At 55.3% G+C, this 15187-nt stretch carries 13 protein-coding genes, 2 tRNA genes and 1 pseudogene; 14 read left to right on the plus strand and 2 right to left on the minus strand.

Annotated features, from left to right (window positions below; translation table 11 throughout):
- Positions 1 to 115: 115 nt before the first annotated feature.
- From HY913_05855 to HY913_05905, 11 genes and pseudogenes are all read left to right on the plus strand, one after another.
- Positions 116 to 643, plus strand: a complete 528-nt coding sequence (locus HY913_05855) for a DUF4396 domain-containing protein (protein ID MBI4962785.1) — start codon at positions 116 to 118, stop codon at positions 641 to 643.
- A gap of 244 nt (positions 644 to 887) precedes the next feature.
- Positions 888 to 1271, plus strand: a complete 384-nt coding sequence (locus HY913_05860; GenBank protein ID MBI4962786.1) for a cupin domain-containing protein — start codon at positions 888 to 890, stop codon at positions 1269 to 1271.
- Positions 1272 to 1490: 219 nt separating this feature from the next.
- Positions 1491 to 2360 (plus strand): gamma-glutamyl-gamma-aminobutyrate hydrolase family protein, encoded by an 870-nt coding sequence (locus HY913_05865; protein ID MBI4962787.1) that lies wholly within the window; start codon positions 1491 to 1493, stop codon positions 2358 to 2360.
- A 48-nt stretch (positions 2361 to 2408) separates the two neighbouring features.
- Complete coding sequence (locus HY913_05870; GenBank protein ID MBI4962788.1) at positions 2409 to 3812, plus strand: sigma-54-dependent Fis family transcriptional regulator; 1404 nt, start codon at positions 2409 to 2411, stop codon at positions 3810 to 3812.
- A 78-nt stretch (positions 3813 to 3890) separates the two neighbouring features.
- The gene (locus tag HY913_05875) at positions 3891 to 4262 is read left to right on the plus strand and encodes a hypothetical protein (GenBank protein MBI4962789.1); all 372 of its coding nucleotides are present in this window, start codon (positions 3891 to 3893) and stop codon (positions 4260 to 4262) included.
- Positions 4263 to 4920: 658 nt separating this feature from the next.
- Positions 4921 to 4995: transfer RNA gene (locus HY913_05880), tRNA-Val, on the plus strand.
- Positions 4996 to 5022: 27 nt separating this feature from the next.
- Positions 5023 to 5100: transfer RNA gene (locus HY913_05885), tRNA-Asp, on the plus strand.
- 117 nt (positions 5101 to 5217) lie between these two features.
- Positions 5218 to 5415, plus strand: coding sequence for a DNA-binding protein (locus HY913_05890; protein MBI4962790.1), 198 nt, complete (start codon positions 5218 to 5220; stop codon positions 5413 to 5415).
- Positions 5412 to 5798: pseudogene (locus tag HY913_05895) on the plus strand (type II toxin-antitoxin system death-on-curing family toxin). Before HY913_05890 ends, HY913_05895 begins: the two are co-directional and overlap by 4 nt.
- A gap of 707 nt (positions 5799 to 6505) precedes the next feature.
- Positions 6506 to 8107: an arylsulfatase gene (locus tag HY913_05900; GenBank protein ID MBI4962791.1), complete on the plus strand. Its 1602-nt coding sequence runs from the start codon at positions 6506 to 6508 to the stop codon at positions 8105 to 8107.
- Between the two features lie 63 nt (positions 8108 to 8170).
- A complete protein-coding gene (locus tag HY913_05905) occupies positions 8171 to 9718 on the plus strand; it encodes a DUF1254 domain-containing protein (protein ID MBI4962792.1) in 1548 nt (515 codons plus the stop codon).
- 224 nt (positions 9719 to 9942) lie between these two features.
- On the opposite strand, the gene HY913_05910 is transcribed toward HY913_05905, so the two are convergent.
- Together HY913_05910 and HY913_05915 are read right to left on the minus strand one after the other, a co-directional pair.
- Positions 9943 to 10203: a hypothetical protein gene (locus tag HY913_05910; GenBank protein MBI4962793.1), complete on the minus strand. Its 261-nt coding sequence runs from the start codon at positions 10201 to 10203 to the stop codon at positions 9943 to 9945.
- Positions 10204 to 10498: 295 nt separating this feature from the next.
- The gene (locus HY913_05915; GenBank protein ID MBI4962794.1) at positions 10499 to 12043 is read right to left on the minus strand and encodes a nitronate monooxygenase; all 1545 of its coding nucleotides are present in this window, start codon (positions 12041 to 12043) and stop codon (positions 10499 to 10501) included.
- Positions 12044 to 12611: 568 nt separating this feature from the next.
- On the opposite strand from HY913_05915, the gene HY913_05920 reads away from it, so the two are divergent.
- The 3 genes from HY913_05920 to dusB all read left to right on the plus strand — a co-directional run bounded on the left by HY913_05920 (position 12612) and on the right by dusB (position 14545).
- Positions 12612 to 12842 (plus strand): hypothetical protein, encoded by a 231-nt coding sequence (locus tag HY913_05920; protein ID MBI4962795.1) that lies wholly within the window; start codon positions 12612 to 12614, stop codon positions 12840 to 12842.
- Positions 12832 to 13254: a putative toxin-antitoxin system toxin component, PIN family gene (locus tag HY913_05925; protein ID MBI4962796.1), complete on the plus strand. Its 423-nt coding sequence runs from the start codon at positions 12832 to 12834 to the stop codon at positions 13252 to 13254. Before HY913_05920 ends, HY913_05925 begins: the two co-directional genes overlap by 11 nt.
- A 322-nt stretch (positions 13255 to 13576) precedes the next feature.
- Entirely contained in the window at positions 13577 to 14545 is a 969-nt protein-coding gene (gene dusB / locus HY913_05930) for a tRNA dihydrouridine synthase DusB (GenBank protein ID MBI4962797.1), read from the plus strand.
- The last annotated feature ends 642 nt before the right edge of the window (positions 14546 to 15187 follow it).

Here is a 15187-nt window from a genome sequence, read left to right on the forward strand (position 1 = left end):
GGATTGCCGGTCAGTCGTCACCCCGGACTCCGATCCTGGGTCCAGGCTGGATTCCCTAAGTTCACAAACGAAGTGCAACACCTTATATATGAGGTGTTGCACTTCGTGGGGACGTATGCAGATGGATCAAGATAAACATGGGGCGGATCATCCTTCACTGAATCGCCTCGCGTTCAGCGCCACGGTTCATTGCCTTACCGGCTGTTCCATCGGCGAGGTGCTGGGGATGGTACTCGGCACAGCGCTGGCTTGGGGAAACTGGCCGACAGTGGCTATCTCCGTGGTGCTCGCATTTGTGTTCGGGTACCTCCTGACCCTGCTGCCGTTGTTGCGTGCAGGCGTGGCAGTCAGTGACGCTCTCAAGCTCGCGCTTGCATCGGACACTCTTTCCATCGCGGTTATGGAGTTTGTCGACAATGCAGTAATGCTCGTCTTACCGGGAGCAATGGAAGCCGGGCTCAGTGAGCTGCTTTTCTGGGCAAGCCTCATCTTTTCCCTTATCCTTGCCGGTATCGCCGCGTTTCCCATCAACCGATGGTTGATTGCCCGCGGCCGCGGTCACGCGGTGGTGCACAAGCATCACGGCCATTCGAATACTGGCTTAGCCGGAGGAGCGCATCCGTCTGAAAACCGTAGTAAATAACATTAGAAGGTGGTGCCCTTAGGGGGCTTGATTGGCGGCCGCCCCGGGAACACTCCAGCGAGCCGCGCGAGCCTCAGGTTGCCCGCGGCGCGTGAAGGAATTATTAAATAACTAAGACTCTAATTATTACGATGGTAAGGAAACAACAATGAATGCATCACACCGCTTAATGACTTCAATCGTGGCCGTTGGAATGGCGTTGATGGCTTGTTCCCTTTTGCAGGCACGAGATGCAGGGGACCATATGCTCAATTCGGCCGATATAAAGTGGACAGACGGACCTCCGTCACTGCCGCCCGGCGCACAAGTTGCCGTGATTGAAGGGGATTTGACAAAAGCAGAGCCGTTCACGTTCCGCCTCAAGTTCCCGGCCAATTACAGAATAGCGCCGCACACCCATCCGGTTGTCGAACGCGTGACCGTGGTCTCCGGAACGTTCCATATGGGAACCGGCGATCAATTTGTCCAAGAGAAAGCCGTAGCCTTGAAACCGGGAAGCTTCGCGGTATTTCAACCGGGGCACAGCATGTTCGCGTGGGCCGGGGAAGAGACCGTAGTGCAATTGCACGGGGTTGGCCCATGGGGAATTACTTACCTTAACCCGGCGGACGATCCGCGGAAGAAATAACCAATAGGAAATCGCACGCGGAACTCACTCCGGCTCCGAGGTTGTTCTGACACAGATGTATAGTTTCACCTTGCGCTTCTCGCGAGAGGTAGTAGTACACTTATGCAAGAAATCCAACAACTATTGACAATGTTTTGATATTTATCTTTACTTTTTTCGCGAAATGAGCCAATCTTACTCGGACAGGAGGGATGGAATGCTCTTTCGAAGGTATTGGGAATGATTGTGCGTGTAAAGCTATGTATTATTATGATGTTGGTAATAACTCTTGCTCTGGTGGAGCAGGCGCCGGCGAAGAGAAGGGCCGACAAAGCCACAATGAAGAGACCTCCGGTCGAGACTCCTACGCCTGGAGCAGGTCCTGTCTGGATTGTCGTCAACCTGTTTACAGGGCCTTCGTCCCGGCAGGCGGTGCGAGTGAGAGACACATTGGCCCGACTGGGAGCAGAAGGTCAAGGCATTGTCCTGCCGTTCCGCGAGATCACCGTGGAAAATATGACCAAAATGCGACCCGAGTTTCTGGCTCTGAGTCCAAACGGAATGCCGTGGTGTCGTTACAAGGGTAAAAACGGCGAAAATCTGGACGAGTTCTTGAAAGCGCTTAAGGTAATTGTTGAAGAAATGAACATCCCGGTGATTGGAATATGCGGAGGGCATCAAGCGCTGGCTCTGGCGTTCGGCGGAAAGGTCGGGCCTATCAAGGGCGGCGAGGACGACTGCTTTTCCTACGGCCACAATCCCACCGAGCGCGGGAGGCACGATGTTCACGTTCAGCAGCAAGACCCTCTTTTTTTGGGCATGGGACAGAGCTTGAACCTCGTCCAGAATCACTATGATGAGGTGAAGAAACTGCCCCCGGGTTTCATTTCTCTGGCTGCCAACGAGCTTTGCGCTTATCAAATCATAAGACATCCTGAGAAGCCCGTGTACGGTGTTCAGGCCCATACGGAGTACTTTCTGCCGAAACGCCCGGATGGCGGGCTTCTTCTGAAAAACTTCTTGAAGATTGTACGAATGCACAACGGTCTTGTGCGGAAAGCGCCGGTCAAAGCAGTTGGCGACACGGCCAATTCGAGCGCAAGCCAGTAACGTTCAGCGGTAATGGGTACATCAACGCAGACCATGTCCGGAGCAAACATGAACGACTCTTCCATGTCCGGCTATGTGCTGATCATCGAGGATGACCCGTACAACGGACCGTTCACGCAGCAACTCTTACAAGCTGCAGGTTTTAGGGCTGATCTGGCGGAATCGGCAGAAGCGGGCTTGGACCTGCTCGAACGCAATGACGACGACCCTCCCGACATGATCCTGCTGGACGTCAACCTTCCCGGCATGGATGGATTCGAGCTGGTGACCAAGTTGAAGGGTCATCCGGAATTCCAATACATTCCCGTAATAATTTTCACCGTTAATGATTCGCTGGAGTACAAGATCGAAGGGCTCAACAGGGGAGGGGACGACTATCTGATCAAGCCGTACGAGCCGGACGAACTCATTGCACGGGTAAATGCGATGCTGCGGATAAGAAGGCTGTACAGCAGCTTGAGGCACGAACGGCAGGTGAATTGCCGGTTGAGCCGCACTCTCGACCGGAATGAGAAACTCGCTTCCCTTCTCGGCAGGTCCCCTCAGATGCGAGAGATTTGTGACCTGATATTGGATATTTCAACGAGCGACTCAAATGTGCTGATGCAGGGCGAGTCAGGCACCGGAAAAGAGGTCGTAGCAAGAACAATTCACGAAGAAAGCCTCCGAAGCAAAGGACCTTTTGTAGTAATCAATTGTGCGGCATATCCGGAAACGCTCCTCCATTCGGAGCTGTTCGGCCACGAAAAAGGGGCCTTTACGGGCGCAATCCGCAGGAAGCCGGGGCGATTCGAGCAGGCCGACGGCGGAACCATCTTCCTCGATGAAATAGGAGAGATAAGCCTTCCCACTCAGGTCATCCTTTTGCGTGTCATTCAGGAAAAGAAGTTCGAGCGGGTAGGCGGGGAAGAAACGCTTTCCACTGACGCTCGAATTATAGCGGCCACAAATAGGGACTTGAAGCAGGCCATGTCTCACGGCACGTTCCGTGAGGACCTTTATTGGCGGCTTAACGTCATCTCCGTGCACGTGCCGCCGCTTAGAGAAAGGCGAGAAGATATCCCGCAGCTCGTGGCAAATTTTGTAAAACACTACAATGACAAATTAGGGAAAAGCATTCGATCGTTCTCGCCCGATGCTATGGATCTCTTGTTCAGCCATCATTGGCCCGGGAATGTCCGGGAACTGGAAAATGTGATTGAACGCTCCATGGTGCTTGCCCGAGAAGACGTTATTCGCTGCGAAGGCTTACCCCAGGAGTTGCGCTTCCAGGAGCCTTCCATGTGCGTCAACGGTTCCACCAGAACCCTGGACCTTATGGAACGGGATCATGTAAGCTCAGTACTGGAGGAATGCGGATGGAACAAGTACAGAGCCGCCAAATTGATGGGGATCAGCCGGAGCACTCTGTACAGCAAGATGAAAAAGCACCGGCTGCTCCATGCGCACTGAGGCAAGCCGCTGCGCGAACAGGGATGGTTTCGGTAGTCCAAGCATTCCGCAAATAATGATTAATACCCACCAAGTTCCATGAAGGTAGATTTCTTCACAGGGGTCTTGAAGGAGGGAGCACAACCCGGTGTCCGAGTCTGGTGCGCTGTTACTCCGTTCGGAATCAGGGCGCTCAAAGAGGACCGCGAAACGATCATCTTGGACCTTGCTATGGAGCGCTTGTCTACACCCGAGCCCATTGTCACGGTGGACCTGGCCGGTCTTGATCGAAACTCAGCCGAAACCATAGTGGATCTTATCCTGCAAAGCGGACTTCTGGGAAAGCCCGGGGTGAAGCACAAAGGGGACGCGGTACTGTTCATGCTCACAAATGAGGCTCTTCATGCTCTGGCACAAGTAATGAGAGAGGAAGAGGCGGACGCGGACGAGGAGCCGCCTTCAAGCACATGATTGCCTGAGTGTGTACGAGATGCGCAGCGCAGCGACCATCTATTTGTGGGCGAAGGACAGCAGCCATGCGGATTTCGGTGAGTCGTGGGGCAGGCTTTCCGAGACTGTCTCAAAACTCATGGCATGGGCGGAATCGTAGCACAAATGCTCCCTCACCCTGTCCTCTCCCGGCGGGAAAGGGCAGGGCTGCTGTAGCGCCGGCATCTTGCCGGTAGTCCCCCTCGCCCTCTGGTAGAGGGTTGGGGTGAGGGAGGGGAAAGGCTGGATAGTCCTATTCGTGGCACAATCCGGACTAGTCTTGGACTCTTGAGACAGTCTCTTCCAGCCTTCAATCATTGGAATTTGAGAATAGGCAGGCTGCAAAACTTCTTTTACAGGCATGGCAGAAATCGGACAATTCCCGTGGGCCGGTCACGGGTTACCGGCTCCCGTAGGCCTTCCGCATTGTGGGGCAGGCTTTCCAGCCTGCCGGATTAACAGCAGGGAAAATCGCAGGCTGGAAAGCCTGCGCCACATTGGCATAGACGATTCTCCCGGCCGTAACTGAAGGCCTACCGGCTCCCGGCATTTTCCCTTGACAGAGAACTTATCACCCGCTACTTTAGAAAGATGCAGCGTGGCTTCCGTTGCTGGATTGCTGCAAGGTGTTGTAGCCTTGGGGCGGGTAGCTCAGCGGGAGAGCACCGGCCTTACAAGCCGGGGGTCACAGGTTCAAATCCTGTTCCGCCTACCAGTTAGGATGCTTCACTGCCCACTTCGCGGGGGCGTAGTTCAGTTTGGTTAGAACGCCGGCCTGTCACGCCGGAGGTCGCGAGTTCGAGTCTCGTCGCTCCCGCCACCAAACAGCCTGATATCACAGGGAAGCCAAGGAGTCAGGCTTCCCTGTTGTTGTTTAGCATTTGGTCTAGGGTTCCCAAGGAGCCCCTTGGCTCTGCAACTCGGCAATGAGGCTTACATGACCGACTTAACGATAAGTCTTCCCGAAGACAAACTGGCCAAGCTCAAGGAAAGAGCCTCAGCATATGGGGTCAGTGCGGAAGAACTCGTGCGTGCCGGCATCGACCGCCTGCTCGAAAGCCCGGAAGAGGATTTCCGGGGCGCTGTAGACTATGTCCTCAAGAAGAACGAGGGACTTTACCGAAGGCTTGCATGATGCGCTTCTTGACGCTGGAGGAAGTGCTTCAAATTCACAATCGTCTCATAGAGCAAACCGGGGGCGCACCAGGGATACTGGACCTGGGATTATTGGAATCGGCTTGGGGGTAAGGCCGAACGTCTTTTGGCGGTCAAGAGATGTATCCTTCGATCGCTGACAAGGCGGGAGCGCTGTGCTTTTCGATCGTACGAAATCATCCCTTTGTTGAAGGGAACAAGCGCACGGGGCAGGCCGCTATGGAGGTTTTTCTGGTGCTGAATGGTTATGAACTCCTCGCTGGCATTGATGAAGCAGAGATGACTATCCTCCAGTTGGCATCCGGGGAGATGCAAAGGGACCAACTTACGCGATGGGTTCAGTATCATGTCAAGCCATTGTGACAAGGCAAGGGGCACCCGACTCCTGTGGCGCCGGAGGCCGCGTGTTCGAGTCCCGTCGCTCCCGCCACCAAACAGCCTGATATTACAGGGAAGCCTGCTTGTTTAGGCTTCCCTGTTTTCGTTTGGCGGAATAGTCCAGGGCTCCCAAAGGGCCCCTACTGGAAATTAGAGGGTAATGGAAACTTCTATTTTTCTCCCCGCGGTTTCCGGGTTGAGTTTGGCAATCCCCGGCCAATAGCAATAGGGAGCTGAGATCAAGGTTACTGAACACCGGAGATGTCCTCGCCCGTGTCACTGATTCGGGCACGTTGTGGCCGCTGCGGCGTAAATAAACTGATCAGCTGCAATGACCGGTTAACCATTTTGGCCTAGCACCCCTCTGATTCTAGACCCGAAGATTCCCATTTCCTCTGACGCAATAGAGGGCTATAATCACGACATCAAAGAGTAGTCAGGAAAAGCGCTTTCCAATTAGTTTTTCAAATCCGCAGAGCCATCCGTTTTCTTTTTCGGAATTTCGCAGCGGTTGTGTAGAGCTGATTGCCCTTCAAGCAGCGTTGCCACGCCGTTGTCTGCGGGTCGTTGAATCGACCTTTCTTAGAAATGGGTTTCCAGTCCGATATGATCAAGCGCATACCTGACGGTGCAAATCGGGGAAGCAGGACACGATCTTTTTTTTGTGGAGGAGGACTCATATGAACAAGATGATGGCCAAGAATATTGCGCTGCTCGCTGCGGCAGTGATTACCATTGCTTTTGTCTGTGCCGCCGGGCAGGAATCAAGGGCTGCTGAGACCAGGAAACCTAACATCCTAGTCATCTGGGGCGATGACATAGGGGTGCATAACATCAGCGCTTACAACCACGGCATCATGGGCTACAAGACGCCCAACATTGACCGTCTGGCGAAGGAAGGCGCGATGTTCACCGACTCCTACGCACAGCAGAGTTGTACTGCGGGCAGAGCGTCGTTTATTCTTGGCCAGCATCCGTTCCGCACCGGGCTTCTCACAATCGGCATGCCCGGCTCGCCGCACGGCATCCCAGATTGGTCACCTACAATCGCCGACCTGCTCAAAGAGCAGGGCTACACTACCGGACAGTTCGGCAAGAACCACCTCGGCGATCAGGACAAGCACCTGCCGACGGTGCATGGGTTCGATGAGTTCTTCGGCAACCTCTACCACCTCAATGCTGAAGAGGAGCCGGAGACCTATTACTACCCGAAGGACCCGGAGTTTAAGAAGAAGTATGGCCCGCGAGGCGTACTGCACTGTCACGCAGACGGCAAGGGCGGCCAGAAGTGCGAGGACACCGGCCCACTGACGCAGAAGCGCATGGAGACCGTTGACCAGGAGATCCACGCAGCCGCAAAGGGCTTCATTGATCGCGCGGTCAAAGACAAGAAACCCTTCTTCGTCTGGCTCAACACCACGCGCATGCACGTCTGGACTCACCTGAAGAAGGAAACCTACGGCAAAACCGGCATCGGCATCTATCCGGACGGCATGACGGAACTCGACGATATCACCGGGGCGGTCCTCAAGCAACTCGATGACCTCGGCATCGCCGACAACACCATCGTCGTCTGGTCCACCGACAACGGCGCTGAGACCTTCTCTTGGCCCGATGGAGGTACGACGCCCTTCCACGGCGAGAAAGGGACGACCTGGGAAGGCGGCTTCCGCGTACCCCTGCTCGTCCGCTGGCCTGGCGTAATCAAGCCCGGCACGATCTGCAACGACATCATTTCACAGGAAGACTGGATGCCCACGCTGCTCGCTGCGGCCGGGGTGCCGGACATTGTGGAGAAGCTCAAGAGCAAGGATGGCTACAAGGCCAACGGCAAAAGCTGGCGAATCCATGCCGATGGTTATAACTTCCTGCCCTACTTCAGGGGTGAGACCGACAAAGGCCCGCGACAAGAAATCTATTACTTCAGCCAGGGCGGCGAGCTGAACGCTCTCCGCGTGAAGGACTGGAAGATCCATTTTGCGACGCAGGTCGGCAATATCGCCACCGGCACGCGAGCGGTACCCGGCTGGCCGCTGATTGTGAACCTTCGGGCTGACCCGTATGAAAAAGGCCCGACCGAAGCGGCCTTGGGTTACCTCAGGTGGTATGGGGACAATCTGTGGACCTTCGTTCCCGCTCAGGGCTTCATTAAGAAGTTCCTGTCCACACTTCCGGAGTATCCCTTCCAGGAAGGCAGCAGCCTGAATGCAGCGGGAATCAACTACAACACGCTCAAGGCCGGCGCGGCACTGAAACGGCTGCAGGAATTGGAGACCATCCCCCTCGACAAGTAGGCACCCACCTCAGCAGGTCGCATCCCTCACACGGGAGGGATGCGACCCGTTTGAGGAAAGGAAATGACTGTGAAGAATGCACACAAGAGAAGCATCCTCGCCGCCATGATTATTGCAGCGCTGGCAATGAGCGGACTCACAACGCAGGCTCTGGCCCAGGAGACCCGCTTCGATACACTGGCCAACCTCCCGTTCGCCGAAAACCGGCCCACGAAGGAGACAGCGCAGACACTCCGCGACGAATTGCTCTTCCAGAGGGCAACGCAGGCCTATCTCTGGGCGTTGCCTTTGATAAACACGCTCGGCATGAAGACCGGCTCAGAAAAGGTCTTCGGCGCAGGCTACAACGTCTTGCCGATCTGGAAAAAGCGCCTCGACGCAAAGACTCTCATAACAACCCCTAACTCAGATGTCATCTATGCAATGAGCTACGTTGACCTCGGCAAGGATGGTCCCCTGGTATTCGAAGCGCCGCCACACTTGCAGGGTATCCTGCTCGATTTCTGGCAGCGCCCTATCCCGGTTGACGGTGGCAAGTTTTTTGGAGATGTCGGCCTGCCCGGACCCGACGGCGGGAAGGGCGGTAAGTTTCTGCTGTTGCCCCCCGGCTACAAGGGCGAGGTTCCTGAAGGTTACTTCGTTTACCGCTCGGCGACTAACAATGTCTTCATCTTCCTGCGCTCGTTTTATCAGGACCCCAAGGATCTGGCACCGGCAGTTGCGTTGATTGAACAATCGAAGATCTATCCGCTGAACGGCAAAGACAAGGCCAAGGCGATGACATTCCCCGATGCCTCAGGTGTCCCGGCCAACATGCTGCCGATCGGCGACGGCAGCGCCTTTGATCATCTCAAAAGTCTTGTGGACAGAGAAGGCTCCAATCTGGCCGATTCAGATAGTCTCGGCACGTTGGCAGCCATTGGCATCACAAATGGACAGCCGTTCAATCCCGATGCGCACACACGGAAGATCCTCGATCGGGCCGCCAAGACCGCCTATAAGATGAGCCGGGTGATCGGCTTCCAAGAAGTCGTCAACGGCCGATCTCTGCGTGTTTATCCAGACCGTCGGTGGGTCAATCCCGTGGCTGACGCGACGCCTACTAATCCGGGAGGGCCGTTCGACTTGAGTTGGAGGAGAATCGCCGGAGGGTATCTAGATCTCGATGCCCGCATTTGGTTTTTCACCAACTACTACTCGATCAGTCCGGGGATGGTTTCCCAAATCCCTGGGAAAGGCGCCAAATACATGATTGCCTTCACCGACAGCGAGGGCACGCCCTTGTCTGGAGGCAGCAATTACCGCCTGAACCTGCCGGCCGACATCCCCGCTGCCAATTTCTGGTCGGTGACGCTCTACGAGGTTGAGAATGCTTCGGGGCTGGCAAACGGCCAGCCGTTTCCCTCCAAGGGCTCACGCGACAAGCCGTTGCGGAATTCCGACGACAGCACGGACCTCTACTTGGGGCCCCAGGCGCCTCAGGGCAAAGAAGCCAACTGGCTCGCCACAGTGCCCGGCAAAGGGTATTTCGCCATCATCCGGCTTTATGGGCCGACCGAAACCGCCATCTACAAAAGTTGGAAACCGGGCGACATCGAGATGGTCAAGTGACATAAGGCCGCCGCTTCATACAAGGTGCGGCGGTCAAACAGTTGCTGGAAAGTTGTCCCTACATTCCCTCTCGAAATTTCGAGAGGGAATGTAGGGTGAGGATTTCCGACTAGGACAACGACTTTTGGCAACAAATATAAGTGATCTTCCGTGACCATATCGGCGCTCGGAATGTTGATTATTACGAGCACGTCATAATACCCCCTCACCGCTGAGAGACCTCATCATCTCCGCCCCCAAGTCTCGCTTTTCCCATGATCGAAGGTCAAGCGGCCGAGTTCCCTTGCCAAATCAGCGTCACTAACGGTCAGGTACACGCTTTTCACGTTCTTTTTCCTGTCTCCATGACCTGCAATCGCATCGGCTATAAGGGGATGCAGACCGCTTCGCATAGGGTTGGTCTTCCAGCAGTGCCAGAGATCGTGAGTTCGGGGCATCGGTTCCAACTCAAGGCTTTCTAACGCCTCTCGCCAGGGCTTCTTCAAAGAATCCTCATGAGGCACCCTGCCTTCATCAGGGGTACGGAAGAATCAGCCTGAAAATGAACTCACCTTGCCTGCTGCCTGGAGCACGGGAATCAAGTCCTTGTGGATCGGCACTCTTTTCGGCCTTCTCTCCCTCGTCTGATAGGCTATCAATCGTTGAGCACTGCCATGCTGACCACAATGCGAAATGAGCAAAGAGTCGACTTGAGCCCTTGAGGCCCATTTTACCGCAAGGCCATCGCCCCTCTCGCTCTCTTTGGAAGTGCGACTCTATCGTTACCGCATCCTAAGCTCACTAAATCCCGAGGATATCCGTAACTACATCTCGTGCCCAGTACGTGGTTTGGCCGTGGCGCGAGAGTCGTCGGATGCCGTCGAGATGATTACCCAGTGTAACAATGGCCGGTTCCTCGGCCAATTCTCCATTCTGTTTGACAACTTGCCCGAGCCCCACGCACGAGAAGAGGCCGTTACAAATGCAACGCCGATCTTCCGTGTTGCGTTGCAAGCCACGTTTGCTGACAAAGTCCGAGACCGGTCCAGCCGGGCAGCGGTGGAAAAGTTGACGCGTTCCATCTGCGGTCGGTTTGCTGAGCCCCCGTTGCTGCAAAAGGCCAATGTCGCAAACCCGACGCCGAGCGGAAAAAACCGTATCATCCGCAACGGTGTCGTTCAATTGAACTACTTTGAATGGGTACCCCGTGGGAGAGAACAGTGTCGTCCGGACCAGCGTGGCGTCATCTGTTCCCTTTTTGAGTTCACCGAGAATCGCGGTGCGGAAGGTCGGTTTCATGCCGGATTCCTCGGCCAGGGCAAAGACCGAGCCCACCTGAACACCCGTGGCCCCGGCGTCCAGAGCTTGCCGCAATTTCTCACGAGATCCATAGCCACCGGCCAACCAGAAGGGAAGTCCGACTTCTCGGATAGCAGGCAGGTCAGGCTCGTCAATGTCGCTATAGAGGGGCTGTCCCTTGCTATCCTTCGTCATTGGCCCTTGCGGACCGGCGTTGTGGCCGCCCGCGGTGTGGTGCTCGACGATAAAGCCGTCAGGCGCTTCGCTTTGGCTTTGAGCCAGGGCCTTGGCCAGACTGACCTGCGACACAATCGCCAGAAAGGCCGGCCGGCGCAGGGGGGATTGTGCCAATTTGCCGTCAGCCACCAGTTGGGGATCGAAATGCAGGTGGAAAGCCTCACCCGCCTCACGATACAATAGCAACAAATCGTTGGTAACGGCTTCATGGCGAGCCAAACGGGAACAGATCGCGGGTAAGCCGTCGGGATTACCTGCCCCTACGATTACCCCGTCCACACCGGCGAGCATCGCGCCGTACATCGCGTAGATCAGGGGCACATCGATCTTTTTCAAGAAGTTGATGAATATGTTGCCCTCATGCCCTTCCTTGGCAAGCCAGACTTCGGCAAAGCCGGTGGCCGTCAAGAGCTCGACGCTGTCGTCGTCCAGGGTGAGTGCTACAGGCATCCCTTGCTGAACCGGTAGCGGAATGGCATCGCTTCTATTCGGCGCATGCACAATATTCATAGGAAGACTCTTGTAACGATCGGATGGCGCTTTGCCGCCGTCAATGAAGTAGCGGTCACAGATCTTTCGGCCGATAGCGATCCCGAACTGCGCATCAAAAGCAGCCAAAGCGCGGCGAACATGACCTCCGGGATCGCCAAGCTGCAGCAGTCGTACGTAAACCGTATCCAGGGCTGTACCGGAGACAGTTCCGGCCGTTATGCCGGGCTTCTCCATAGCGACGGCTTTGGCCAGCCGCCAGTTGGACACATAGATACCCATACCGCCTTGTATGAGTTTCACTTCTTGCAGAAAGTTCATGATTCGACACCTCATGTCACATGCCTTACACAAGTCTGCTGGCACGGTCGTCAACATTGGGAGTAAACGGGGGACTCGATAGCAGGTGCATACGGATACGCGCAAACGCCTCTTCTAAACGGTTTCAGCCCTTCTTCTCGTCATTCGCATCGAACGTCTTGTCCGCCGCGCGTAAACGCTTCCTCCGGGGCAGGTTCCGCCGATTCATTCGACCGGTCACCTTTACTCTAACACAGCCAAGGATTTCTCTGCAAACTCGGGCACAGGGGTCGAGTCTCCTCTTGGCTCTTTCGCAAAGAGTCCTATTAGGATTTTCACTAGAAAGGCTTACCAATATGGTGTGGAGGTAAGGGGGTCGTGGTCTTTGCTTCCTGTCTCCATGGCCTACAATCGCGTCGGCTATCAGCGGATGCAGGCCGCGTGTCATCGCGTTGGTCTTCCAGCAATGTCGAGGATCGTCAAACCTAGGCGTCGGCGATACGCATGAGCAGGCTCCATACTGTGTTCACGAATTGTGCTATAATAGAAACCAGACTAGAGATTCAGCGCCCTCTGGAAGGACTGAACGATGTCCGAGACTATCATCACACTTCCCATCGATGCCAAGACTGCTCGCGTATATCAAACGGCATCACCGGAAGACCGAAAGAAGATCCAGCTCCTGCTTCGGCTGCGTTTGCGAGAATTGGCTGAACTGCCGCCAAGTTCACTTGTTGAAATCATGGATGAAATTGGAGCCAATGCTCGGGCACGCGGTTTGACTCCTGAGATACTGGAGGACCTCGTCCGTGACGAGTGATTCTCGCTTCGTCTTGGATACTGGTGTCCTCGTGAGTGCTTTCTTGTTACCGCTGTCGGTTCCACGGCAGGCAGTCGATCTCGCATTTGCCCGAGGGATCGTTCTCGTATCGGTAGCTGCCATAGACGAATTGAATGAAGTGCTTCGTCGTCCCAGATTTGACCGTTACCTGACGGAGAAAGAACGGCTTCTGTTTCTCTCAGCTTTTATTCGTGACGCCAGTGTGGTGGATGTAACCCAGAACCTGACGGCGTGCCGTGATCCCAGGGATGACAAGTTCCTCGAACTGGCAGTGGCCGGCGATGCTACCTGTATTGTGAGCGGTGACCGAGACCTCTTGGTACTCAGTCCATTCCGCGGGATACCGATTCTGACTCCCCAAGACTTCGTGAGCATGCGTAAGGTGCGGTGACCAAAGGGGAACTAAATCGGTCGCCCCATTCCATTCAAGAATCGAACCCAGCGCCCTCACAACCGAACTACACGGATCATCTTTGCCCCCAAATCTCTGTCTTCCCATGATCGAAGGTCAGCTTATCCATTTCTCGCAAGAGATCCGCATCACTGGATCGTAAGGTACACGCTTTTCACGTCCTTCTTCCTGTCACCATGCCCGACGATGGCGTCCGCAATGACGGGATGCAGGCCGCGTGTCATCGCACAAATTGTCTGTTCCAGTCAGTGCGTCCCTCTTGCCTCTGGACATTCGGCTTGGGAAAGAGGACATTTGTCAGATGAAAATAGGGACACTGGAAGTCAAAGGAAACGTCTTTCTGGCGCCGATGGCCGGTATCACTGATACGGCGTTTCGGAAGGTCGTGCAACAGTTCGGGGTATCCGCAGTCTGGACCGAGATGATGAACGCTGAAGGCCTAGTCAAGAATCGGCACGCGTTCCGGACAATGGACCTGGATGGACATGTGGTCCCCACTGTCTTCCAGATCTACGGCAGGGACCCTGATGTAATAGCGGAAGCGGCGCGTGTAGTCGTTGACCAAGGCGCCGTAGCCGTTGACATCAACATGGGATGCCCGGCGCGCAAGATTGTCTTCAAGGGTTCCGGCGCTGCGCTCATGCAGAACGTATCTTTGGCGTCTCGAATCGTTTGTTCCGTGCGACGAGCAGCGCCAGTGCCTCTCACTGTGAAAATCAGATCGGGTTGGAGCGAACAAGATCAGAATGCTCCCGAGTTCGCACGGGCAATGGAAGCCGAGGGCGCGGATGCGGTGATCGTCCATTCCCGCAGCCGTTCCGTGCGGCACTCGGGCCCCGTATCTATGGACATTCTGAGAGAAGTCAAGAATGCTGTCCGGATTCCGGTGATTGGCAACGGAGGGATCACCGGGATCCACGATGCCCTGGATATGATGAAGCGATCCGGATGCGAAGGCGTTATGGTGGGAAGGGGAGCCCTCGGTAGACCCTGGGTCCCGGGGAGGATTCTCAAGGCTCTGGCAAAAGGGTCGTCGGTCGAGGAACGGACAATATCCTTGTCGGAGGTCATTCGCACGCACTTCCGTTATCAACTGGAAGCGATCGAAGGGCTACGGGCGGTTCGCCGAATGCGGAAACATCTGGTTTGGTATTCAAACGGCTTGAGCTGCGGCGCCGCATTTCGGCAACAGGTGTTTCGAGTGGAAGAGCCGGAAGAAGTGATGCAGCTTGTGGACAAATGGTTTGACCGCGTGACGGCTCAGGAGTGAACAGCGCACCCAGGTCCGCCCCCAAAGGGTCCCCCAGAAGCATGAAACGTGACCGTTTTAGGTCATAATGTAACCTGAATCGGCCTTGATAAGACGCCACATGCTGTTATCATCATGCGGATCTGGCGCCTGTCACGCCGGGGGTCGCGAGTTCGAGTCTCGTCGCTCCCGCCACTTAACGGCCCAAAATTACTGGAAAGCTGGGAAGTCACCGGCTTCCCTGTTTTCGTTTAAAGCCGATTCCAGAGCACTCGAGGGGCTCCTGCGAAAATGAGTTTGTCGATGTGGCTAAGAAGTCGCTTGAGTTAGCCGCTACTCGCTTTTCGAGCAACGCCGGCTCAGGTCTTTCCTCTTGAATCAGAAAATTATGAGTACCTCGCGGAACGGGAAACACAAGGCACAGTTAGCCTACGCGGGAGAGGACCCCTTGAAAGTAGGGGAGGGAGGTCTGCTCTTGGCTCATCCCGAGCTGCCTCTTTGAGGTTACAAGGCATAGACATTGGCTCATCCGGCATTTGCGTACGTGTAGTTGAAAAATAAAAGAGGACATGCTTGATCCTTCCGGGGTTTGAAAAGTCTTGGAAGGAGGGCAAGGCATGTCCACTAGCCTACTGTACCACGCTTTGAACATCGTGGGATACC

It is taken from the genome of Desulfomonile tiedjei (genome assembly GCA_016212925.1).
Classification (GTDB): Bacteria; Desulfobacterota; Desulfomonilia; order Desulfomonilales; family Desulfomonilaceae; genus JACRDF01.

Coding starts and splice junctions, on each gene's coding strand:
- HY913_05855 (MBI4962785.1), top strand. CDS start 116: ATGCAGATGGATCAAGATAAACATGGGGCGGATCATCCTTCACTGAAT.
- HY913_05860 (MBI4962786.1), top strand. CDS start 888: ATGCTCAATTCGGCCGATATAAAGTGGACAGACGGACCTCCGTCACTG.
- HY913_05865 (MBI4962787.1), top strand. CDS start 1,491: ATGATTGTGCGTGTAAAGCTATGTATTATTATGATGTTGGTAATAACT.
- HY913_05870 (MBI4962788.1), top strand. CDS start 2,409: ATGAACGACTCTTCCATGTCCGGCTATGTGCTGATCATCGAGGATGAC.
- HY913_05875 (MBI4962789.1), top strand. CDS start 3,891: ATGAAGGTAGATTTCTTCACAGGGGTCTTGAAGGAGGGAGCACAACCC.
- HY913_05890 (MBI4962790.1), top strand. CDS start 5,218: ATGACCGACTTAACGATAAGTCTTCCCGAAGACAAACTGGCCAAGCTC.
- HY913_05900 (MBI4962791.1), top strand. CDS start 6,506: ATGGCCAAGAATATTGCGCTGCTCGCTGCGGCAGTGATTACCATTGCT.
- HY913_05905 (MBI4962792.1), top strand. CDS start 8,171: ATGACTGTGAAGAATGCACACAAGAGAAGCATCCTCGCCGCCATGATT.
- HY913_05915 (MBI4962794.1), bottom strand. CDS start 12,043: ATGAACTTTCTGCAAGAAGTGAAACTCATACAAGGCGGTATGGGTATC.
- HY913_05920 (MBI4962795.1), top strand. CDS start 12,612: ATGTCCGAGACTATCATCACACTTCCCATCGATGCCAAGACTGCTCGC.
- dusB (MBI4962797.1), top strand. CDS start 13,577: ATGAAAATAGGGACACTGGAAGTCAAAGGAAACGTCTTTCTGGCGCCG.